This window comes from Psychrobacter nivimaris, from assembly GCF_904846365.1.
GTDB lineage: Bacteria > Pseudomonadota > Gammaproteobacteria > Pseudomonadales > Moraxellaceae > Psychrobacter > Psychrobacter nivimaris_B.
On record NZ_CAJHAL010000012.1, the window covers coordinates 50781 to 72785 of the forward strand.

The 22005-nt window shown below is 41.9% G+C and carries 18 protein-coding genes; 10 read left to right on the forward strand and 8 right to left on the reverse strand.

Features of this window, described 5'->3' with window-relative positions; translation table 11 throughout:
- The first annotated feature begins 96 nt into the window (after window positions 1–96).
- The gene (gene mmsB, locus JMX63_RS06770; RefSeq protein WP_227673267.1) at window positions 97–1017 is read left to right on the forward strand and encodes a 3-hydroxyisobutyrate dehydrogenase; all 921 of its coding nucleotides are present in this window, start codon (window positions 97–99) and stop codon (window positions 1015–1017) included.
- A gap of 190 nt (window positions 1018–1207) precedes the next feature.
- Here the strand turns inward: mmsB and JMX63_RS06775 are convergent, their stop codons facing one another.
- A complete protein-coding gene (locus JMX63_RS06775) occupies window positions 1208–1966 on the reverse strand; it encodes an IclR family transcriptional regulator (RefSeq protein ID WP_201571702.1) in 759 nt (252 codons plus the stop codon).
- 593 nt (window positions 1967–2559) lie between these two features.
- Between JMX63_RS06775 and JMX63_RS06780 the strand changes: the two genes are divergently transcribed.
- Window positions 2560–3438: a hypothetical protein gene (locus JMX63_RS06780; RefSeq protein ID WP_201571703.1), complete on the forward strand. Its 879-nt coding sequence runs from the start codon at window positions 2560–2562 to the stop codon at window positions 3436–3438.
- A gap of 136 nt (window positions 3439–3574) precedes the next feature.
- On the opposite strand, the gene JMX63_RS06785 is transcribed toward JMX63_RS06780, so the two are convergent.
- From JMX63_RS06785 to JMX63_RS06795, 3 genes are all read right to left on the reverse strand, one after another.
- Entirely contained in the window at window positions 3575–4390 is an 816-nt protein-coding gene (locus JMX63_RS06785; protein WP_201571704.1) for a 4'-phosphopantetheinyl transferase family protein, read from the reverse strand.
- Window positions 4391–4616: 226 nt separating this feature from the next.
- On the reverse strand, window positions 4617–5135 hold the full coding sequence (gene pal, locus JMX63_RS06790) for a peptidoglycan-associated lipoprotein Pal (protein ID WP_057760480.1): 519 nt from the start codon (window positions 5133–5135) through the stop codon (window positions 4617–4619).
- 141 nt (window positions 5136–5276) lie between these two features.
- A complete protein-coding gene (locus JMX63_RS06795) occupies window positions 5277–5885 on the reverse strand; it encodes a DUF6231 family protein (protein ID WP_201571705.1) in 609 nt (202 codons plus the stop codon).
- A 434-nt stretch (window positions 5886–6319) separates the two neighbouring features.
- On the opposite strand from JMX63_RS06795, the gene pepN reads away from it, so the two are divergent.
- Entirely contained in the window at window positions 6320–8920 is a 2601-nt protein-coding gene (pepN, locus tag JMX63_RS06800) for an aminopeptidase N (protein ID WP_227673270.1), read from the forward strand.
- Window positions 8921–9154: 234 nt separating this feature from the next.
- Here pepN and JMX63_RS06805 read toward each other — a convergent pair whose 3' ends face one another.
- Window positions 9155–10237, reverse strand: coding sequence for a 3-deoxy-7-phosphoheptulonate synthase (locus JMX63_RS06805; protein WP_102078467.1), 1083 nt, complete (start codon window positions 10235–10237; stop codon window positions 9155–9157).
- A 429-nt stretch (window positions 10238–10666) separates the two neighbouring features.
- Between JMX63_RS06805 and lpxB the strand changes: the two genes are divergently transcribed.
- From lpxB to JMX63_RS06820, 3 genes are all read left to right on the forward strand, one after another.
- Window positions 10667–11983, forward strand: a complete 1317-nt coding sequence (gene lpxB / locus JMX63_RS06810) for a lipid-A-disaccharide synthase (protein ID WP_102094527.1) — start codon at window positions 10667–10669, stop codon at window positions 11981–11983.
- Between the two features lie 22 nt (window positions 11984–12005).
- Complete coding sequence (locus JMX63_RS06815; protein ID WP_102094528.1) at window positions 12006–12884, forward strand: ribonuclease HII; 879 nt, start codon at window positions 12006–12008, stop codon at window positions 12882–12884.
- Window positions 12885–13205: 321 nt separating this feature from the next.
- Window positions 13206–14447, forward strand: coding sequence for a CAP domain-containing protein (locus tag JMX63_RS06820; RefSeq protein ID WP_201571707.1), 1242 nt, complete (start codon window positions 13206–13208; stop codon window positions 14445–14447).
- A gap of 136 nt (window positions 14448–14583) precedes the next feature.
- On the opposite strand, the gene JMX63_RS06825 is transcribed toward JMX63_RS06820, so the two are convergent.
- Window positions 14584–15249, reverse strand: a complete 666-nt coding sequence (locus tag JMX63_RS06825) for a DUF924 family protein (RefSeq protein ID WP_201571708.1) — start codon at window positions 15247–15249, stop codon at window positions 14584–14586.
- Window positions 15250–15348: 99 nt separating this feature from the next.
- On the opposite strand from JMX63_RS06825, the gene JMX63_RS06830 reads away from it, so the two are divergent.
- The 3 genes from JMX63_RS06830 (at window position 15349) to JMX63_RS06840 (ending at window position 20081) form a co-directional block, all read left to right on the forward strand.
- Window positions 15349–16590, forward strand: a complete 1242-nt coding sequence (locus JMX63_RS06830; RefSeq protein WP_227673268.1) for a carboxynorspermidine decarboxylase — start codon at window positions 15349–15351, stop codon at window positions 16588–16590.
- A 275-nt stretch (window positions 16591–16865) separates the two neighbouring features.
- Entirely contained in the window at window positions 16866–18140 is a 1275-nt protein-coding gene (locus JMX63_RS06835) for a saccharopine dehydrogenase family protein (RefSeq protein ID WP_201571709.1), read from the forward strand.
- A gap of 246 nt (window positions 18141–18386) precedes the next feature.
- The gene (locus JMX63_RS06840) at window positions 18387–20081 is read left to right on the forward strand and encodes an alpha/beta hydrolase-fold protein (protein WP_201571711.1); all 1695 of its coding nucleotides are present in this window, start codon (window positions 18387–18389) and stop codon (window positions 20079–20081) included.
- Between the two features lie 160 nt (window positions 20082–20241).
- On the opposite strand, the gene htpX is transcribed toward JMX63_RS06840, so the two are convergent.
- On the reverse strand, window positions 20242–21150 hold the full coding sequence (gene htpX, locus JMX63_RS06845; RefSeq protein ID WP_201571712.1) for a protease HtpX: 909 nt from the start codon (window positions 21148–21150) through the stop codon (window positions 20242–20244).
- A 221-nt stretch (window positions 21151–21371) separates the two neighbouring features.
- Here htpX and JMX63_RS06850 point away from each other — a divergent pair, with 221 nt between their 5' ends.
- On the forward strand, window positions 21372–21704 hold the full coding sequence (locus tag JMX63_RS06850) for a YnfA family protein (protein ID WP_101205044.1): 333 nt from the start codon (window positions 21372–21374) through the stop codon (window positions 21702–21704).
- 108 nt (window positions 21705–21812) lie between these two features.
- On the opposite strand, the gene JMX63_RS14615 is transcribed toward JMX63_RS06850, so the two are convergent.
- Window positions 21813–21935: a hypothetical protein gene (locus JMX63_RS14615; RefSeq protein ID WP_021815223.1), complete on the reverse strand. Its 123-nt coding sequence runs from the start codon at window positions 21933–21935 to the stop codon at window positions 21813–21815.
- Window positions 21936–22005: the final 70 nt, after the last annotated feature.

Genomic DNA, 22005 nt, shown 5'->3' on the forward strand with positions numbered 1-22005 from the left:
AATACTCACTAATAAATACTGTTAAATAGTATGTAGCTATTGCTACAACATAAATCATCAAGGAGTGATGAGATGGGTACAAAGGATACAAGTACGATGGATAATAATAACTCTAAACCAAATATTGCCTTTATTGGGCTTGGTAATATGGGTGCGCCAATGGCAGAGAACTTATTAAAGGCAGGTTACACGCTATCTGTCTTTGATTTGTCTGAGGTTGCAACCCAGCACCTAGCACAAGCAGGGGCTAGTGTCGCGAAAAGTCCTAAAGATGCTGCAAGTAATGCTCAAGTTGTAATTAGTATGTTGCCTGCAGGGCAGCACGTGCATTCGGTGTACTTAGGGGAAAGTGGATCCGATGGTTTACTGGTAGAGCTGAATGAAGGTACGCTAGTGATTGATAGCAGTACGATAGCGGCAGCTGATGCAAGGACAGTAGCAGAGGCAGCAAGTAAGCTTGGTATAGACTTCTTGGATGCACCAGTCTCTGGCGGTACAGGCGGGGCAGCTGCTGGTAGTTTGACCTTTATCGTCGGTGGCGATGCTGCTGCTTTTGCTAAGGCTGAGCCAATACTTGCTGTGATGGGGAAAAACATCTTTCATGCTGGCGAGCACGGCGCAGGACAAGTCGCAAAAATCTGTAATAATATGCTGCTAGGTATTCTGATGGCAGGCACGGCAGAGGCGATTAATCTAGGCGTTAAGAACGGCTTAGATCCCAAAGTGCTATCAGATATCATGCTACAGAGCTCAGGGCGTAACTGGACACTAGAAGTTTATAACCCTTATCCGCAAGTCATGCAAAACGTGCCCTCTAGCAATGGCTATCAAGGCGGCTTTATGAGCAAATTGATGCAAAAAGATTTGAACCTTGCGATGCAGACGGCTCAAGATACTGAAGTAGAAACGCCAATGGGTGCCAAAGCAACAGAATTATATGCCTCACATACTGTAGAGAATGGTGATAAAGACTTTTCTAGTATTATCGGACGTCATGATGTCTCATTATTGTCCTAAGCATGACTCTCTTGACTGTGTCTCTTTTGAAAGTAACTTTCTTAGACATACCGATTCTTAAACATACTAATATTAAGAATTTTTAGTATCACTAGTAGGTGGCATTAATTAAGAGAATGCATTTGCTAAAAAGAAAAAGGTCTACGCTAAAATCATAGCGTCGTCCTTTTTTTATGGCTAATAGATAGTATTAGCTTTGCAAATCATAGACGAGCGTCTGAACGTCTTGTGCTGCTTTCTGTAGGCGTGGTACATGAGTCAGCAGATCGTCGAGTGATACCCGTATAGTTGGTGCATGCAAATAGAGTGAGGCCAAATAGCGTTGCTTTTTATCCAAGATAGGTACAGCCACCGCTACCATCTCAGAGATAAATTCCTCATTGTCGATACCAATGCCAGTATCAGCGATACGATCAAGCTCAGCATTCAATGCATCAATATCAGTAATCGTATTCTTAGTAAACTTATCTAATGGCAATCCTTGTAGTATTTTCATACGGCTAGTTGTAGATAGTTGGCTTAGATAGAGCTTGCCAGTCGCTGTACACCACATGGGTGATTTTGCTCCGACAGGAAGATAAATCTGTAGTGGTAAGGTCGTTTGAGCACGGTTGGTATAGATCATATTCATATGATAAGGAATGCCAATACCGCAAGTTTCTTTAAGCTCATCAACCAGCTTTTGCAAAATCATCTGCCGTTCGTTAAAAAATAACCGTTGCTGCCAGAGCTCAACGCTCAAATTGCGTACGCGCTTACCAGGGATAATACCGCCACCAATATCAACAGTCAAAAAACCATCATCAACCAAATTTTGAATCAATCTATGAATGGTCGGTTTAGGGATATCTAGCTCCTGTGAGAGCTCAAGTGGAGAAAGCGGTTTTGAAGCATAGGACACTGCTTCGATGATTTCTAGTACACGGGTAATCGACGATACTTTAGGCATATATATGGCTCAGTAGGAGTAAAGAAATAGAGCAAATAGCGTCACAAGGTTTTCATAACTAAGACAAATAGTGACAATACTGACGTTCTATAACAAATCTGTTATCACAACTAATTTAGCATAATATTCGCTTGAGGCAAGCGTTAGTCGCGTTATATGAGATCATTTATATCGTTTTATTTATCGGTGTAGATTTTCTCATATAAGTAACAATAGATACGTTAACTCACAAGGCACACTATTCGGTAAGGTTAAGCCATATAACTGTCATTGATTCAAAGTGCGTTCTAGATAATTATGTGGACATGTTTTGCAATACCCTTACATAAACATTAAGCAAGCGAAGTCTCATGTTTACGCTGTTTGGTTACTTTAAGGACGTTATGTAACATAAAAGCGAATTTTTGCAGATTGGTGTAGCAATTATTACAGTACCTATGCAATCTTTACATAATGGCAAATAAAAACAGCATCAGTAGGGGTGACTTTTTAAGTCAGAATTGTTTTAATCACCTCAACAAAATGATGGTTTAACAAAAGCACAATCATCGTTTTTTATGGGCGGGTTTATTTCACACTTTAGGAGAATAATTATGAAATTTATTAAATTGACGGCAATCTCTGCTGCTGTTCTAGCATCAACTGCTGCACTAGCTGCTGATCCAGTTATCGTTGTTGATGACAACGCTGCAGTTGCATATGAAGTTGAGCCAGTTGCTGTTGCCTATCAAGCAGAACCTGCTTCTTACGCATATGATGCTAACGCTGGTGTAGTAAGCAACACTACTGGCGCTGTTGTTGGTGGTACTAAAGGTTTCTTCAGTAAAGTAGTGAACCCAGCATCTGTTAGCGCTGAAGTTGGTACTCTAGGTTATGGTGCGAATATCGGTTGGTCAATGAATGAGAAAACTGAACTACAAGCTGGTTGGGCAGGTGGCGATGTAGCTGACCTTTTCGGCGGTGATTTCGATGCAGACGACGTAAACTATGATGTAGATGCTGACTTTAGCAACCCATACCTAGGTGTACAATTACGTCCTACTGGTAACTGGTTCACAGTTGGTGCTGGTATCATCGTTCCAGACAACGATTTTGATGTAACTGCTAACTCTGAAGGCGGTACTTACAAAATTAATGATGTATCATACAACGCAGATGATGTAGGTACTTTACAAGGTACTATGGAGCATCGTAACAAGCTAGCTCCTTACGCTACTATTGGTTTCCGTCCAAACATCACAAATAACTTCGGTTTATTTGGTGAAATCGGCGCAGCTTACATGGGTAAAACAGATGCTACAGTAAATGCAACTGACCCAGAAAATGTTGTGAGAGTTTCTAACGGTGTTACTGATATACCTTCTGGTCTTAATGCGGGTCAAGTTGCTAAACTTGCTGAGCAAGAGCTAGAAGATAAAGATTGGTTAGAGTGGTTGCCAATCGTTAAAGTTGGCGCAACTTACCGTTTCTAATCTAATCACAGTTTAAATACTGTCATTAGTAGAAAACAAAAAAACGATCCTTTTTAGGGTCGTTTTTTTATGCTTAAAATAGAGTATTGAAAGATATGCTAAAAATCAGGTTTGAACTTTACTGAGAAAACTCTGCTCAAAAAACGATGACAGTCTGCTGCGATTGTAACGTGGCAATGCGGTAAACAGATTGGCAGTTAGCATCCTCACTATCATTGGGTACAGAGGTAGAGTTAATCTCTTTATCATTCTCGATTAAGCTAGAAATAAGGTGAGAGTAATCCATACCCAAGCCTTGAGCTAATGTATATTGGTTCACTTTGATAAAACTTTCTTTTATTTGCCATAACAGTTTGGCAGTGCGTTCACGCTGATCTGTAGACAGTTCCTGTAAAATGCTCAACTCACTCTCTGAATAGAAACGCTTGACTACATGCCACGAAATATTATTACTCTCTATATCGATACCAGCAGGACGCTGACGACTGATCACGACAGCTATTTTGCTGTGTAAACGTGTAAAATTTGTCTGATTCGATTCTGTAGTTTGCTTCGAACTATTAGTTCCTGTATGGCTAAAGCATACATAATGCTGACTGTTGACGAGCCGATAGGGAAAGCTTGACTCATCCAAGGTGTCATCTATTTCTAATTTTTTGAGCAGCTCTTGCAATAGTTGCCTGACGCCTTGCCGCTGCTGCTGACGCTGTTTACGTGCTAGAGCAGGTACTGAGTGTTTAGGCACTGCTGTCGCCATCTGATATTGCCAATTTAGGCTATTAAACTTGATGATGTCTTCATACGACGTATTACATGATGACAACCATGAGGATGTATTGCACAAGCTTCCAGTGACTGAATGACTGATTGACTCGCTCACTTGGGCAGTCACACACCATGTCGTGATGTCGAGTTGAGTGTACTGTATCTGGGTAAGGTTGGAAGTCGGCATATATTACTAGTCGTCAAAAATGATTATTATAGAATTGAGTATATAAAATTGTGTAAGTCTGAACGCTATGTATTTAGTATTTTGCTCATAGATAGTCATATCTCAATAGCTATGTCTAAATAATCTATATTTAATTATCTGGTCAAGAATATCAAAAGCCCAGCAATAGTATATTGCTGGGCTTTAATTAAACTATCAAACTCTATAAATAACGCTAAATCACAATTTAGTAAGACAACTCGGCACGACGGTTTTGTGCATACGCGTCTTCAGTGTTGCCAGCTGCTGCAGGGCGCTCTTCACCATAGCTAATCACACGGATGTTGTTTGCAGTGACACCTTGAGCAGCAAGGTAGTTACGAGCAGCTTGTGCGCGTCGCTCACCTAGTGCCATGTTATATTCACGGCTACCGCGCTCATCAGTGTGACCTGCGATAACGACAGTCGCTGCTGGGTTTGAATTTAGCAGGCTTACGTGTTGGTTAAGGACGCTCGCTGATTGAGCAGTAATTTCGCTGCTATCAAAGGCAAAGTAGACCACTGCTTGAATATTCTCAGCGCCAGTAATGACAGCGTTTGAGTTATCAACGATAACCGCACCATTGTAGCCAACTTGTCCACCTGGAATACCTAGCGGGGCAACGACAACTTCTGAGGTAGAACGCTTGGTAGCACAACCAGTGGTCAGTGCAACAGCGCTTGATAGTACAGCAAGAACAGCGATCTTAGAAAAACTGATTGACATGACGAGCTCCTAAAATTTTAATTAAATTTGTTTTTTTAAACTGCTTCCGATAAAACTTAGGCAATCTCTATCTATAATATACTAAATGTTAATTTATGTAAGTATTTTTACTGTAAATTACGATAGATAAAATCGAGCGTATTACCAGCGGTGCTTGCCCCAGTTTTCAGGGTTGGCCCAGTAGTCAGCATTGAGCCAATTCGGCAGTTGTTTGTAATCATATAGGTTAAATTGCCAAAGCGTTGCAGTAACGGTTGATGAGGTAATAGATTGAATGTCATCAATATTTAGAGATGGCTCACTTAATATATCAAATGGCGTAAAGCCATAAGGTTTCAAATCTATCGAGCTGTCCAATGCAATAAGCAAATGCGCGGCATACAGGTCACGGTAGCGCATCAGTAGCGGCACATAGTGTTGAGTCAGCTCTTCTGACAAGGTAGGCAGCCAAAAGCAAGCAAGCTCATAACGATCAGGTACATGCTGTTTAGCAAGATCTGATAACGTTGATAATTTTTGTGCGTTCAGCTTCGCTTCAGTGTTCTTATTAGTAGATGTAGTATCGTCAAGTTGTGCTTGTAGTGCTAATAAGTCGGCATGGTTATGTGCTACCCACAATGCTTCACTATTATCTTTGTTATGCTCAGGTGACAGTTCTGTCTGAGTCGTCAATGAAGGTAGTAGCGCGTCAACATACTCTATAAGTAAAGGTAGGGTAATGTCTGCGCGTTTCACCGTATTTTTTGTCATATAATAAGCCGTTAGTTAAATGATTGGTCATCAGTACGACTATTAAATCATTTTCAACGACATTATCCAATTGATAACGTATGTTTCATATTTAAATCATCTTGAACCGACGATATCTTACTTTACATACTTGAAATTTGGCGATTTAGGTCAATCTAGCTATAAGCTTGATGAGAAAATCAATTTAGTAATAAAAGTTAGCTTAATCACTGCGAAGCTTTGTCTATGTGCTTAGCTTACTATGCGCTTAGCTGATTAGTTAGCCTAGAGACTAAGTCTTTATTTGCACTAAAGCCTTCTGCAAATAGCGAAATGATATTACTCATTATTATATTATTCACCCCTAGTAAAAATAACTTATAACCAAATCAACGATAATAATAGGACACCATATGTCTACTGCTGAAACTGATGCACAAATCATCAATCCTGAAATGCCAGATGTGCCGCCCCATGCGCCAAGCAAGATTAATCTAAAAGACTATACCAAACCAAGTTTTGATGTCGATACGGTACATTTAGATATCAAACTGTTTGAAGACTACGCGCAGGTAGACAGTACGCTTGAGATGGTACGTCAAACGGCAGGGGATATCGTCTTATTTGGTGAGTCATTAGAGCTGCTAACGATTACGATGAACGGTAAGGCACTGACCACTGAGGATTATCAGCAGGAAGCGGGTAAGCTGACGATTTATAATGCTCCTGAGCGAGCTACTTTAGATATTCAAGTACGTATCTGTCCGCAGACCAATACGGCGCTTGAAGGCTTATATATGGCCGGTAGCGGTGACGACACGATGTTTGTGACTCAGTGCGAGCCAGAGGGTTTCCGTAAGATTACTTTTTATCCTGATCGCCCTGATGTGTTGGCGATATTTACCACGCGACTTGAAGCAGATAAGCGCTATCCGACGTTGTTGGCCAATGGTAACTTAGTCGAAGCAGGCGAAGTAGCCGATGCACCAGACCGTCATTATGCCATCTGGCACGATCCAACTAATAAACCAAGCTATCTATTTGCCTGTGTGGTTGCCGATTTAGATGTATTGACAGATTCTTATACGACTAGCGAAGGTCGAGAAGTCTTGCTTGAGTTGTATGCCAAGTCTGCTGATATCGATAAATGTGATGTCGGTATGCAAGCCCTAAAAGATGCGATGAGATGGGATGAGGTCAATTACGGGCGAGCCTACGATCTAGATCGCTACATGATTGTGGCGGTAAGCCAATTCAATATGGGTGCAATGGAAAATAAAGGTTTGAATATTTTTAACACCGCTTGTGTGTTATCTAGCCCTGAAACGACCACCGATGCTCGTAGTTTTAGCGTAAAAGCCATTATCGCTCATGAGTACTTTCATAACTGGACTGGTAACCGTATTACTTGCCGTGATTGGTTTCAGCTTTGTTTAAAAGAAGGCTTTACCGTTTACCGTGATCAGTCATTCTCAGCAGACCAACAGTCAAGCGCGGTACAGCGTATTGATGACGTAGCGACCTTGCGTGCCCATCAATTCAGCGAAGATGCAGGCCCATTAGCGCATCCAGTACGTCCAGAGAGCTTCGTTGAGATTAATAATTTTTATACAACGACTGTCTATGAGAAAGGCGCTGAAATTGTACGCATGATTGCTAATACGTTAGGGCCAGATGATTTCCGCAAAGGAACAGATGAGTATTTCCGTCGCTATGATGGACAAGCGGTAACGGTTGAGGACTTTTTATCAGCACTTAGTATCACTGATGACAAAATCGAGAATTTCATTGATTGGTATCGTCAACCTGGTACGCCAGTGGTATCAGGTTCTCAAACCTATGATAGCGCAGCACAGACGCTGATCATCACTTTGAATCAGCAAACACGCCATGTTAAAGGCTTTGATGCACCAAAACCATTGCCGATACCTGTAGCAACGGCATTGTTTGATAAAGACTCAGGCGCTATCGTCGCTGAGCGTATGTTATTGCTTGACGAGGCGACGCAAACCTTTGTCTTTGAAAATATAGCGAGCGAGCCTGTTGTGTCATTACTACGTGACTTTAGCGCGCCAGTCCAGCTCACTTATGACTATCAAGATGCAGACTTAGCGTTTTTGCTTAAGCATGAAACCAATGGGTTTAACCGCTGGCAAGTAACTCAAATGCTGGTAAATCGTATTTTGCTGCAAGGCCAAGGTACGAAGAGCAGCCCTGATGTATACCTAGAAGCATTAGCGCAGACACTGCCTGTCTTAGCAGCTGATGATGCGATGCTAGCGGCACGATTGCTTGATATTCCATCAGCGCAAGAGCTGGCTTCTGCTATTTCTAAAGACTACGATCCAGTGTTGGTTAAAGAGCAGCGCGATGGGCTATACAAGCAAGTGGCTGATAAGTTAAAAGGCCAATGGGCTGAGCTTTACAAAAACCTGCCAATGCAGTCTTATGAGGATAGCGCTGAAGCTCGAGGCATTCGTGCGCTGCGTAATGTCGTACTCGATATGGCATTGACGGCCAATGTGGATGATGCAGCAGACTGGGCACAGCAGCAGTATGACAATGCGAGCTGTATGACTGAGCGCTTTGGTGCATTGAAGACCATGGTCAATCATCAATTGACAGGTGCAGATAAGTACTTAGCAGACTTCTATGAGCGTTTCCAAGCAAATGATTTGGTTATCGATCTGTGGTTCAGTGTCCAAGCTGCCGCCGACGATGTGACACCTGATATGGTCAAGTCGCTACTAACGCACACGGACTTTGATTGGAATACGCCTAACCGTGTCCGCTCAGTTATCAGCGCTTTTAGCTCGCAACCGACGGTACTTTGGACGGCAGAAGGTTTAGAGATGTATACAGGCGTGATTCAAAAATTAGATGATGCCAATCCTGTGTTAGCGTCACGCTTATTGCAAGTACTGGCCCGCTGGAATACGTTGGCTGAGCCTCGTCGTCAAATGGCGCATGAGCAGCTGGTTGATTTACAAAAGAATGTCTCATCTAAGCATGTGCTCGAAAGCTTAGAGAGCGTGTTAGGTGCTGCAAATAGTTAATTAAGAGCAGTGCAATATGCATTGAAATGCAATATTAATGTTATAAAAATACTAATGTAAAAATAAGGCTAGCTCTGACCAATTAACGAAACATGTATCGTTGCTGGTCATTGCTAATCAAATTTTAGAATAGAGTGTTTCTTATAGAATGTTCATAAATAAAAAGCCCCTTTCGCACTGATGCGCAAGGGGCTTTTTATTGTTTGCTCGACGATAAATTATCGTGGATAGCTATTAGCGATTTGGTAGCACATCTTTTACCATATCACGTAAGTCACGTAGTGCTGTGACGGTGCTATCCCAATCTAGGCAACCATCGGTGATAGATTTGCCGTACTCAAGCTGGCTTAAATCAGCAGTCAATTTTTGATTGCCGCCTTTTAAGTGACTCTCAATCATCATACCGATAATTGATTTATTGCCATTTTGAATTTGTTCGGCGACGTTTTTGATAACCATCGGTTGTAGGTAAGGGTCTTTACCTGAGTTAGCATGACTTGAGTCAATCATAATCTTGCTATTGGTTTTGCCTTTTGCCAGCTCGTTTTCAACTTGGGCTACCGCAGTTTCATCATAGTTAGGTTTACCGTTACCACCACGAAGTACCACGTGCGCGTAAGGATTACCTTTAGATTTGATGATAGAGACTTTACCATCTGACGATAGACCTAAGAAACTATGACCTTCTTTAACCGCTTGCATGGCATTTACAGCAACTGTCATACCACCATCAGTACCGTTCTTAAAGCCAACTGGGCATGATAAACCAGAGCTCATTTCGCGATGCGTTTGGCTCTCAGTGGTACGTGCACCAATGGCTGACCAACTGATTAGATCCTGAATGTACTGCGGCGTATTTGGATCAAGTGCTTCGGTCGCGCAAGGTAGACCTTTTTCATTCAAATCAAGTAGCAATTTACGAGCCGTGCGCAAGCCTTTTTCTATATCAAAGCTGTCATTCATGTCAGGGTCGTTGATCATGCCTTTCCAGCCAACCGTCGTACGAGGTTTTTCAAAATAAACACGCATGACCACAAATACACTGTCTTCGATTTCTTTTGCCAATACGGCTAAACGATCGGCATATTCGTGAGCGGCTTTGATATCGTGAATAGAGCAAGGGCCAATGACCACAAACAAACGCTTGTCTTTACCATCCAAGATATCTTGAATAGTATTACGACCTTTTAGTACGGTGTTATACGCGTCGTCTGACAGAGGCAGCTCGGCTTTTAGCTCGGCGGGGGTAATCAAAGGAATAAATTTTTCAATATTCACGTCGTCAATATCTGCATTATGGGTAACTGATGTTGTCATGGTTATATATCGTCTAGCTGATTTATAGGAATAATCATTATGCGGACAAAAGTGTTGGTTGACAAGGGTAGTCGAGCAGTTAATTGACTGATAACTGGAATGAGGAAACTAAAACTTAGTTATACTTATAGAGACTTAGCATGATATTTGACGTTCTAAATGCACGTTTAGCATTTGGTTTTTCTATCTATTAATAAGAGTTGGTTGAGTTTTTGATGCATAACGCTCAGATTTTATGCGTGAATTTCGCTATTTGTATCATCGTCAAGTATGATAGCAACATTAGCGATGGGTGGCCCAAACTGTGGCATTAAAACAGTACGGATGAGTGCGCACATTATCTGTGAGTTCGTATCGCTGATTTATTACGTTATATTTTATAATAACGGTTTATTTTATTTTGTGTATTTCTAATATCGAGAGCTTGTCATGACAGATTCTGCTACGTCTCATCACCATACTGACCTCATTCATCAAGCCGAGACGGATTCTCAAGTAGCAAAGATAAATGCTACGCCGCTAGTGATAGGCATCGTCGCAGGTGAGGTATCTGGCGACAGCTTAGGCGCAGATTTTATGCGGCAAATGAATAATCTACGTGATGATATTGTCTGGGTAGGCGTAGGCGGTACGAAGATGCATGCGCAAGGGCTACAGAGTATTTTCCCATTAGAGCGTTTGGCAGTGATGGGTCTGGTTGAGGTAATGTCGCAGCTACCAGATTTGCTTAAAGCGCGCCGCGAGCTACTGAGCGCATTTAAGGCTGCCAATATTGATTGGTTCGTCGGTATTGATGCGCCTGATTTTAATTTGCGAGTATCCAAAAAACTAAAGCCCCAAGGCGTGTTCTGTGTGCAGTACGTCAGTCCTTCTATTTGGGCGTGGCGCGAGTCGCGTATCCATAATATTAAAGCAGCGACCAATTTGGTGCTATGTTTATTCCCGTTTGAGTTGCCAGTTTATGAGCGACATAACCATCCGGCGATCTGTGTGGGTCATCCATTGCTACGAACCATTGATCAGACGTTGATAGATACACCAATCAATCAACGTCGCAGTGAGTTGGTCTGGGACAATGATGGGTTGCAGCAGTTCTTCATCGAACGATTTGATGATGTGAGTCAGCTTATTTGTGTGATGCCAGGCTCTAGGCGCGGTGAAATTACAGCCATTTTGCCATTGATGCTTGATGGCATCCAAAAGTTAATCCTGTTAGATCCTAAGCTGTGCTTTATTATTCCAACGGTCGATCAAAACCATCAATATATTGTGCAAGAAGTGATCGACCAACGCTCAGAACAGCTACGTGCAGCAATTGTAGTGGTCTACGATGATACCCAGCCAGAATTTAGCCAACATGCCATGGCGGCATCAGATATTGTGATGCTGGCATCTGGGACAGCAACGCTGGAGGCAATGCTGCTTGAACGTCCGATGGTAGTGGTCTATCAATTAAATCAGCTGACTTACCAAATAGCCAAGCGTCTGGTAAAAGTACCATATGTGGCATTGCCTAATATATTGGCTAATGCGCCAATCGTACCTGAGCTGATTCAAGAGCAGGCGAGCGGTGACAATATCTGCCGCACCGTAATGCGATTGCTGCAACCACGCGCTTATGCCGAGCAATTACACGACTTACTAGTGACAAAGCAGTCGCTACAGCAGCAAAGCAACCATGAGCCTGCAAACAGCGTGATTGAACAGTGGTTTATCCAAAATACCGATACCGTCAATCCTAATTAAACAAGAAAGACCTTCTAATATTATGTATATTCAACACAGTACAGAAAGCCCAGTTCAAGTAATTGATATTAATATCGAGCATATTGATGTTAAAGGACAATATGTTCAGTTAGCAGCGCCCATACGTTTATATGGGCAAATGAATACCGCTGAATTGCTTACTCAATATCTGACTAATGATAACCAAGAGACGGAGCAATCAATACTACAAATCGGCGTTGATGAAGCAGGGCGCGGACCATTACTAGGTAGTGTCAATGTGGCGGCGGCAATATTACCTGCGACTTGGTCAGGTTTGATTGAGGAACAACCGCTTAAAGACACGCCGTTGTCGATACTGACAGACTCCAAACAACTGAGTGAAAAAAAGCGCGATATCCTTTATCCATTGGTTCAGCAGCATGCTATCGGTTATATCATCGCTGATATACCAGCAGCAGTGATCGACCAGGTGAATATCTTGCAAGCAACGATGCTTGGCATGCGCTTATGTACTGAATCATTGCTAGAAGTGATTTTTAAAAAATTCTCGACCACTAGAAATGATAAAAGCACGTCGCTCGATCAATTAAAGATCGAAGCGCTATTTGATGGAAATCGTTGCCCTGACTTGAACTATGATAGCTTTAAACATTTGGAGGTAGCGCCATTTGCAATTGACTGTCAAGCATGGGTAAAAGGCGATGCGCGTCATACTAGTATTGCAGCGGCCAGTATATTGGCAAAAGTAAGTCGTGATGAATCGATGTATACACTGGATGCTCAATATCCGGAATATGGTATTGCCAAACACAAAGGCTATCCGACGCGTGCGCACATGGAAGCAATCGAAAAACATGGTGTCTTGCCAACGCATAGACGTAGTTTCGCACCAGTAAGAAAAGCGCTAGAAATACAGTAGCCATAAAAAAGCGACTATAGAAACGTGATCATGAAAAAGTGACTGTATAGCAAATACAAAAGAATCGTGCTTTATAGATAATATTTTTGCCTTAAAAATAGCCTAAGCATAGTGTTAATCTATAGACCTAAAAAGAAACCTGTTACCTGCAATCAGCGAGTAGCAGGTTTTTTATAAAATAATGAGCAAAAGTTCATAATCTGTAATACAATAGACATTATATTGAAATAAAACACTGTTAAATCAATTACTAACTAACCTGTAACTGATTTTGGTTCTCATTGCTTTTCACAAACAGGCTATTATTTTATAGGATGAGCGATGACTTCTTATACTTCTCAGAAAAATCTTGCGGCAGTGCTATTTTTAACCATATTTCTCAGCGCGTGCGGCGGAGGCGGTGATTCCGATAGTAGTTCTACATCTGCTAATACACCAGATAACTCACAAAGTGATGAAACTGCCGAGCCAACCACGTCAGAACCTATTACTTCTGCTCCGATTATAGCGACACCAACTGAACAAAGTGGTGGTGCTCCTAACGCTGGTGGCAATGGGTCAGCTGAGAACAATGTACAAGCAGCATTAAGTGCAAATAATCAGTTCAGTCTAGCAAGAACCAGCTGTGGTCTAAATGGTCTATCCGTTGATACAGAACTAGATGATATTGCTATTCAACACGCAAATTATATTAAACATGTATTTGCTAATAGCTCACCAACCAGCTTTAACGCGCATTTCGAAAATGAAATCAGCGATATTGCTAGTGTGACAGGTTCTAACAATCCTTTTTTCAGTGGATTAGATCTGGCAGATCGATTGATCAATGCAGATTATGGCAACTCGCAATATAGCGTTACTGAAAACATTGCCCAGTCTGTCTATTACAGTTCGGCAGGCAATTTTTTGAGTACAGAAGCCGTGGCAAGCTCTATGGCAAAGTCGTTGTTGTCGGCGCCTTATCATCTACGCTCTTTAATGTTGCCAACCTCAGGTGTAGTAGGAACAGGAGTGGTTACCTATACGCCTAGTAGTAAAAATGCTGCTAACAACAAAGGCTATGTTTTGGTAAGCAATGCTGCAGGGACAAAAACCACGGCAAATAAAACGCTGGAAGGTGTTTTTACGTACCCATGTCAAGATGTGACGGGGACAGTTACTGCACTTTACAACGAAACCCCAAATCCAGTCAGAGGCTCTGGGCGTAATTTGCGTAATGATCCTATCGGACAGCCGGTTTATGTCAATATGCCATCCGCTGATAAAGTTAAAGTGAGTAACGTTAAATTCCGAGATGTGCAGCGCAATATAGATGTACCGATTCAACTGCTTGATTCTGATAATGATCCGTACAAAGGTACGAATTATGCACTACCAACGAATGAAGCATTTATTTTGCCATTAACGGATGCGCTCAAAAGCTGTGAGTCAGGTAGTAATAAAGGGGGTAATTGTGGACTTTATGGCAATAGCAAATATAAGGTCAGCTTTGATATTTTGGTTGACGATAAAACATTAGAGCAGCAGTCATTTACGTTTACTACTGGTAAGGTAAATTACTAATAAGTATTTAATACTCTCTAAATATTTATCGTAAAAAAGAAGGTCTGAACCAGTTATATGATTCAGACCTTCTTTTTATGTAATAATTTTTTGTGTAATAACTTTAATTATCTTCGTACAATACTAGAAATGTGGCCTAAAACGATGAATTAGGCTGTTTTAAAAAGTTCTTTTCATCTTCGGTTGAGTCGCGATTTAGTACCTCGTTGCGATGTGGGTATCGCCCGAATTGATCAATAATTTGTTTGTGACGATGTTCAAAGTCTAATGTGTTTGCATCATCTAATTGTTCAAATAGTGGTAGATAACGCTGATGAATCATGGCCGACTCGGAGTGCATAAACGGTATGATAATAAACCTACGCCATTGCATCGGTAGAGTATCAAAATAAGGCTGTTGAATGGCTTCTTGGGCGAGTGCTAATGCCATACCATCTTGCGCAAATGCATTTGCTTGTCCGCGACATAAATTGCGTGAAAACTGATCCAGCACAATAATTTCTGCCAAGCGTCCTGCCAACGCCGTTATCGAGCTATTACCATCCAATGAAGACTCTGCGATACGCCAACTGACACATTCGCCTTGTTTCGCTGCTTCCCAAATGCCGCCAAACTTATCTTGTATTTGCTTATCAAAACGATCGTTTTGTTCAAACCAGTAAGCTTCATTGTTTTTATCAAACCAAAAATCCAACACGGCACGCGCATCAGGATCTAGATAAGTCAAATCTATGTTTTTCGGATCCAATTGTGATGAATGGGATCGACTGGCTGAGGTGGAATAATCGGTTGAGAGTGCCATAAGATATTCTAATTATGATGAATTTAGTCTACTATAGCGCAAATATTTATATCTGTCTGTCAAGATACCAACAGCAGAGTGTCTATTAGGTAATCTATTATGAATGCAAAAAATCTAGAGAATTCTATCAACGCGACATTGCCACCAACGCCTTACTACGTGCTTGATGAAGCGGCTATCGTTGCCAATATGAAAATCATCGCTAAGCTATGTGAGCTATCTGGTGCAAAAGCATTATTGGCACTAAAATGCTTTGCCACATGGGGCGTGTTTGATGTGATGCAGCCTTATCTGCATGGCACGACTTCGTCTTCACTTAATGAAGTCAGATTGGGCTATGAAACCTTTGGCAATAACGATGATGCCAGTAGCAGCGACAGAAAAGAAACGCACGCTTATAGCGTCGCCTATAGTGCAAATGAAATCCCTGAAGTACTGAACTATGCGGATAAAATTATCTTTAACTCAATCTCACAGTTAACTGCTTTTAGAGAGCAAGCTGCCAAGCAAAATATACCTGTAGGTCTACGACTCAATCCAAAGACCAGCAACTCATCGTTTTTGATTGCTGATCCTGCGCGTCCATTTAGCCGTCTTGGTGAGCACGATAAAGATAAAATCGCAGCAGTACTTGGCGATATCACTGGCGTCATGATTCATAACAATTGCGAAAATGACAGTTTTGAAGCCTTTAGTGAAAGCTTGGCTGATATCGAAGAAAGATTTGGTGATATCTTAGCGCAGCTTGAATGGGTGAGCTTGGGCGGTGGTATCCACTTTATCGCGCCTGATTATCCATTAGAGAAGCTAGCTGCACGTTTGAAAGCGTTTAGCGAAAACTATGGCGTGCAAGTGTATCTTGAGCCAGGTGAAGCCAGTATTCATGGTGCAGGCACGTTGGTAACTACTGTATTAGATACCATGCATAATGAAAAAAATCTAGCAGTCGTTGATGCTTCTATTGAAGCGCATATGCTTGATCTATTGATTTATCGTGAGTCAGCACCGATTGCTGCGATTAACCATACAGCTGCCGATATTGCGCCTATTGGCAATCCTGCAGAAGCTGCACCGTCTGAAGCTGATGCTGAGTCGGCAGACCATACCATTATCTATGGTCGTTCTTGCTTAGCAGGTGATATCTTTGGTGAATATGCATTACCGAGTAAGCTTCAGATAGGCGATCAGATTGCCTTTGGCAATGCTGCTGGTTATACGATGGTGAAGAAGAATTGGTTTAATGGGGTCAACATGCCAGCGATTGTCATCCGCCGGTTGGATGGCAGTATCGATATCCAGCGCGAGTTTGATTATCAAGATTATAAAGCCAGCTTGTCTTAACGCGATATTTCTAAGACTTTTCTACATTAGAAAACAAAGGCTTAGTCTTAATAACGGGTGATTTTAAGGTATCTGCTATTGATACATTATTTTTTACCGATAAGGGAATAAAAATTGTTATAATCGCGTCGGGCAAATAATGGAGTATTATTTGCCCGACGGGTGCGTGGGTTTTCCTCGGTCTTCCTTTTTAATTCACGCATATCATTCACTCGTTTCTGTTTTGCATAGCCGCTATCAATGGTATCGACAGGGACACAAAGGAGGATTGTTCATTGAACACAAACCAACAAGCTAAGCCCAACAAAAAAGACGTACTGATCATCGGAGCAGGCGGTGTCGCTCAAGTGGTCGCGCACAAATGTGCGCTGCACAATGATGTGCTTGGTGAGATTCATATCGCCTCACGTACAAAAGACAAATGCGATGCCATCGCCCAAAGTGTAAAAGAAAAAGACAGCTTTAAGCAGGCTGCGGTCTTGCATACGCATCAAGTTGATGCGATGGACAGCCAAGCACTTGTGCAGCTGATACAAGACACTGGAATACAAATAGTCATTAATGTTGGTTCGGCATTTATCAATATGACCGTACTAGAAGCCTGCATTGAGACAGGTACTGCCTACATAGATACGGCTATTCATGAAGACCCACGTAAGATTTGTGAGACACCGCCGTGGTACAACAACTATGAATGGCAACGTAAAGAGCGCTGTGCAGACAACAATATCACTGCCATTTTAGGTGCAGGATTTGATCCCGGTATGGTCAACGCCTACGCGCGTCTTGGCTATGACATGATGGATGCAGGATCTGTGACGGATATCGATATCATTGATATCAATGCGGGCAGCCATGGCAAATACTTTGCGACCAACTTTGACCCAGAGATTAACTTCCGTGAGTTCACCGGTACGGTTTACTCGTGGCAAGACAGCAAGTGGCAGTCTAACAAAATGTTTGAAGTCAAACGTACGGACGATTTGCCAGTTGTGGGTGTACAAAACAGCTATCTAAGCGGTCATGATGAAGTTCATTCATTGTCAGCCAATCTAGATGTGCCAAACATTCGCTTTTGGATGGGCTTTGGTGAGCACTATATCAATGTCTTCACTGTCTTACAGAGCCTAGGACTACTGTCTGAGCAGCCAGTTATGACGGCTGAAGGCCAAGAAGTTGTACCACTGAAAGTCGTTAAAGCGGTACTACCAGACCCAAGCTCACTTGCACCGAACTATACAGGCAAGACCTGCATTGGTGACAAAGTCAAAGGCAAGATCAATGGCGTTGAGACTGAAGTGTTTATCTACAATGTCTCAGATCATAAAGATGCTTACAACGAAGTTGGTAGCCAAGGTATCTCTTATACCGCAGGCGTGCCGCCTGTTGCTGCTGCGATACTGGTCGCAACTGGCGAATGGGATGCAGGCAAGATGGTCAATGTCGAAGAGCTAGATGCTAAGCCATTTATCAATCTACTAAATAAGATTGGTCTGCCAACGCGTATCAAAGATAGCGAAGGTGACAGAGCGCTTGAGTTTGATATTTAGTTAGTCATCATATCTATTCTAAAAGCCCATCTGACTTTAATTGAGTCAGGTGGGCTTTTTATTTTATAAAGGAAAAATAAATTGTCATTGTCTATTTAATTATACAGAATAAATTATCAAACGATAATGATTTTCAATATCATCTATATTAAAAATAAGGTAGTATTTCACTTTTGTATCATTCGCTAGATATTCTGTAAAGGTAGAAATTAGATGTTTGTCAGTGAATAAAAGAGGGAGTAGTGAATGAGATACATACGATTTCTTCCTAAGAAGAAATGGGCCATAGCAGGCTTTACCTTTTTATTATATTCGGCGTCATTTCCTGCATTTGGTTCGGAGGCAACGATGCTAACGATTGAAAGTCCCTTAAAAGGCGATTTAAATCATTCCAACAGGGAAAACGCTGATATCAAGCCACAGCATAAGTCATTAGATTTTAGCGTTCCTTGCGATACAGGCGATTATCTAACCGGATATGTTGAGAGTGATAGAAGTATGATGACGCTAGATGTTATCGATGCCACAGGAAAAGTATCGCGCCGTTTGATTGATAATAAAAGTGGCAAACAACACTTCTATTCAGTAGCCGAAAACTGTGCAGAGACCTGGCGACTGTCTGGCTCAGGTGCTTATCAGATAGTGCTCGAACAACGTGTTAGTTTAGCAGAGCAAGATTTAAAAGGTTCTTTAGGAAATTCTCTAGACAGTTCTGACACGTTACTCAGCCCCAGAGTATCGGCATTACTTGAGTCATTGCAGAAAGGGCAGAGTACAGATCGCTTTTGGGCGGAAGTGGAAGTATTAGGTACACCGCTGATTGAAGACACAGCTTTGGGCACTGTGATGACGTTTTTAGCGCGAGGAGACTATCGCAATGTCAAGTTAATGGGTGGCCCGTCCACCAATCATGATGCATTGCAACGATTGGTAGACTCTGATACATGGTACAAAAGTTTTATTGTGCCAAACAACACGCACTTATCCTATCAAATTGCCCCTAATATCCCTGAGCCACCTCTGTCTGAGTTTGCTCGTAGAGTCGCCATAAAAGCCGTGGCTCAAGTTGATCCTTATAATCACCATTCATGGCCACGTTCAGCCACTGATAAGTACACAACCAAATCTACTATTACGTTAAAAGACGCACCAAATAGGCGTTGGATAAAAAGACAGGCAGAGGTTCCCAAAGGAGCGTTGTCTACCTTTAAATTTACTAGTAGTACATTGGATAATACTCGCGATATCACCATTTACTCCCCAACTGTTAATAACAACAAGGAGAATAGTAAAGATGATGCGGTGCTGTTATATATCTTTGATGCTGAAGCCTATATTGATACGGTTGGATTGCCCACGATTTTAGATAATTTGATTGCAGAAGGTAAGGTTCCACTAGTGACAGCGGTGTTTATTAGCAATCCTGACAATGATGCCCGTGCACGTGAATTACCTGCCAACCCAATTTTTGCAGATGTATTGGCCAATGAGTTAGTACCACAAATAAATAAACGATTGCCAGTAGCGATACCAACGGATAGAACGGTCATTGCAGGGTCAAGTTATGGCGGTTTAGCAGCGACGACTATCGCACTACGTCACCCCGACATATTTGGCAATGTTATCTCTATGTCTGGGTCTTACTGGTGGCATCCAAAAGATCAGACAGCAGAAGATAAACACTTCGTAGCGTCTGAGGTAATAAAAATGGATAAGGCACCCGTTCGTTTCTTTTTGAGCGCAGGCGTGTTTGAAACGGCTCGTGGTAAAAGTGGTAGCAACGGTATATTGGGAACCAATCGTCATCTGCGAGACGTTTTATTGGCAAAAAGGTACGATACACATTATCAAGAGTATGCTGCAGGACATGATTACTTTGCTTGGCGAGGAATCATAGGAGATGGTTTGGTATCGCTTTTTCCGTCTAAGGAAAAGAAGTAGTATCTCTTTTATTTAAACTAGCGCTAATGTTTAGCCTTTTACTACTAAATAAAATGATAGTGACTGAGTATTCATACTCTAACTTCTAATTTTCTATATAAAGTATTTTTTTAAAACCAACCTGCTACCAAGTAGCAAGTTGGTTTTAAATCGATTGTCATTAATTAGGATTATATTCTCTCAACGCCGCAATACGGTCATCAAGCGTTGGGTGTGAACGGAATAGGTTGGCAATACTAAAGCCTTGCGTTTGTCCTGATGAGATCGCAAATGCTTTCATACTCTCAGGCATTTGATCTGGTCGCTGTGCAGAAGGACGAAGCGCATCAAGCGCCCTAATCATTTTTTCGCGGCTGGCCAATTTTGCGCCCATTTGATCCGCACGGAATTCACGTAAGCGTGAGAACCACATCACGATGGCAGATGCCAAAAATCCAAGTAAGATATCCATTACGATACTCGTAATAAAGTAACCAATACCTGGGCGGTCACTGGTATTTTTAAACACAGTACGATCAACGAAACTGCCTACAATACGTGCAAAGAACATTACAAAGGCATTTACGACCCCTTGAATGAGGGCAAGGGTTACCATATCACCGTTAGCCACATGGCCAATCTCATGCGCCAGTACCGCTTCGACTTCATCTTGATTCATATTTTGTAGTAGACCAGACGAAACCGCTACCAGTGCTTTATTTTTATTCCAACCAGTCGCAAAGGCATTTGGCTGCGAATTATTAAAAATACCAACCTCAGGCATACCGATATTTACGGCTCGTGCTTGTTTGGCGACTGTATCGACTAGCCATTGCTCAGTAGCGGTGCGTGGCGATTCTATGACTACCGTACCAGTGGATCTTTTAGCCATCCACTTTGATATAAATAGCGACACCATCGAACCGACCATACCGTAGATACCACACATAACAGCAAGGCTAAAGTAGTTAATACCACCTGCGCTGTGTACACCACCGATTCCAAAAAACCTCGATAGAATACCAAACACAATGCTAAATACCAAAATCACTGCTAAGTTGGTTAATAAAAATAATCCAATACGCATCATGATGCTAACTTCCTATTTACAATGTCGGTATGGCCTCGATAGACGGTTATCTAGGAGGTTTGTTTGTTATGATAGATTTTACTGTGATTTTGACTGTAATGTTAGAAAAAATAGCTTTTTATAAGTGGTGACAGAGATGGGATGATTATTTTGGGGAATGCCGTACAATACCTGGCTGGTTTTAGCAGATTAGAAAAGTAGTAGATGAGGAGTGGTAAGTTTTGACAGAATTAAAGACGGTTGGGTTATTTGCGCTTACTGCATTGGCTGAGATTGCAGGATGTTATCTGCCTTATCTGTGGCTGCGAGAAGGCAAGTCAATCTGGCTGCTGATACCTGGTACGCTGAGCTTGGTTGCGTTTGTTTGGCTGCTGTCATTACATCCGACTGCTGCGGGCAGGGTCTATGCTGCATATGGTGGTGTTTATATATGCATGGCGATTTTATGGTTGTGGACGGTCAATGGTATACGACCAACCATGTGGGATATAGTGGGTTCGGTAGTTGCGCTATTAGGAATGGCGATTATTATGTTTGCGCCGCGCGGAGCTTAATAAAAACCTAAGCTCAATTAAAGACAGTGCTTAGCTAAAGGCCAATGACGAACCAAAAAAATACCAATCAAACGGTTAGGTCAGATTGGCATATTGATGTATTGATTATTAATGTTTGCCTAAAATACTACCGTTGTCGTCTTTCTTGGCTTGTTTGGCAGCTTTCTTCTCTTTAGCAGTCAAAAGGGGCTTTTTCTTAACGTTCTTCTTACTATCTTGACCTTTGCTCATCATCGTTTCCTTTTTTACAGCACACTACTCTTGACGCCAAGTTAAGCGAATCTAAGACAGTGTGAATACA

Bases quoted from the DNA above. Each gene is read 5' to 3' on its own strand.
- JMX63_RS06820 (WP_201571707.1), top strand. From the start codon at position 13,206: ATGACTTCTTATACTTCTCAGAAAAATCTTGCGGCAGTGCTATTTTTA.
- JMX63_RS14615 (WP_021815223.1), bottom strand. From the start codon at position 21,935: ATGAGCAAAGGTCAAGATAGTAAGAAGAACGTTAAGAAAAAGCCCCTT.
- lpxB (WP_102094527.1), top strand. From the start codon at position 10,667: ATGACAGATTCTGCTACGTCTCATCACCATACTGACCTCATTCATCAA.
- JMX63_RS06795 (WP_201571705.1), bottom strand. From the start codon at position 5,885: ATGACAAAAAATACGGTGAAACGCGCAGACATTACCCTACCTTTACTT.
- JMX63_RS06785 (WP_201571704.1), bottom strand. From the start codon at position 4,390: ATGCCGACTTCCAACCTTACCCAGATACAGTACACTCAACTCGACATC.
- htpX (WP_201571712.1), bottom strand. From the start codon at position 21,150: ATGATGCGTATTGGATTATTTTTATTAACCAACTTAGCAGTGATTTTG.
- JMX63_RS06780 (WP_201571703.1), top strand. From the start codon at position 2,560: ATGAAATTTATTAAATTGACGGCAATCTCTGCTGCTGTTCTAGCATCA.
- JMX63_RS06840 (WP_201571711.1), top strand. From the start codon at position 18,387: ATGAGATACATACGATTTCTTCCTAAGAAGAAATGGGCCATAGCAGGC.
- mmsB (WP_227673267.1), top strand. From the start codon at position 97: ATGGATAATAATAACTCTAAACCAAATATTGCCTTTATTGGGCTTGGT.
- JMX63_RS06805 (WP_102078467.1), bottom strand. From the start codon at position 10,237: ATGACAACATCAGTTACCCATAATGCAGATATTGACGACGTGAATATT.
- JMX63_RS06830 (WP_227673268.1), top strand. From the start codon at position 15,349: ATGAATGCAAAAAATCTAGAGAATTCTATCAACGCGACATTGCCACCA.
- JMX63_RS06775 (WP_201571702.1), bottom strand. From the start codon at position 1,966: ATGCCTAAAGTATCGTCGATTACCCGTGTACTAGAAATCATCGAAGCA.
- pal (WP_057760480.1), bottom strand. From the start codon at position 5,135: ATGTCAATCAGTTTTTCTAAGATCGCTGTTCTTGCTGTACTATCAAGC.
- JMX63_RS06815 (WP_102094528.1), top strand. From the start codon at position 12,006: ATGTATATTCAACACAGTACAGAAAGCCCAGTTCAAGTAATTGATATT.
- JMX63_RS06825 (WP_201571708.1), bottom strand. From the start codon at position 15,249: ATGGCACTCTCAACCGATTATTCCACCTCAGCCAGTCGATCCCATTCA.
- pepN (WP_227673270.1), top strand. From the start codon at position 6,320: ATGCCAGATGTGCCGCCCCATGCGCCAAGCAAGATTAATCTAAAAGAC.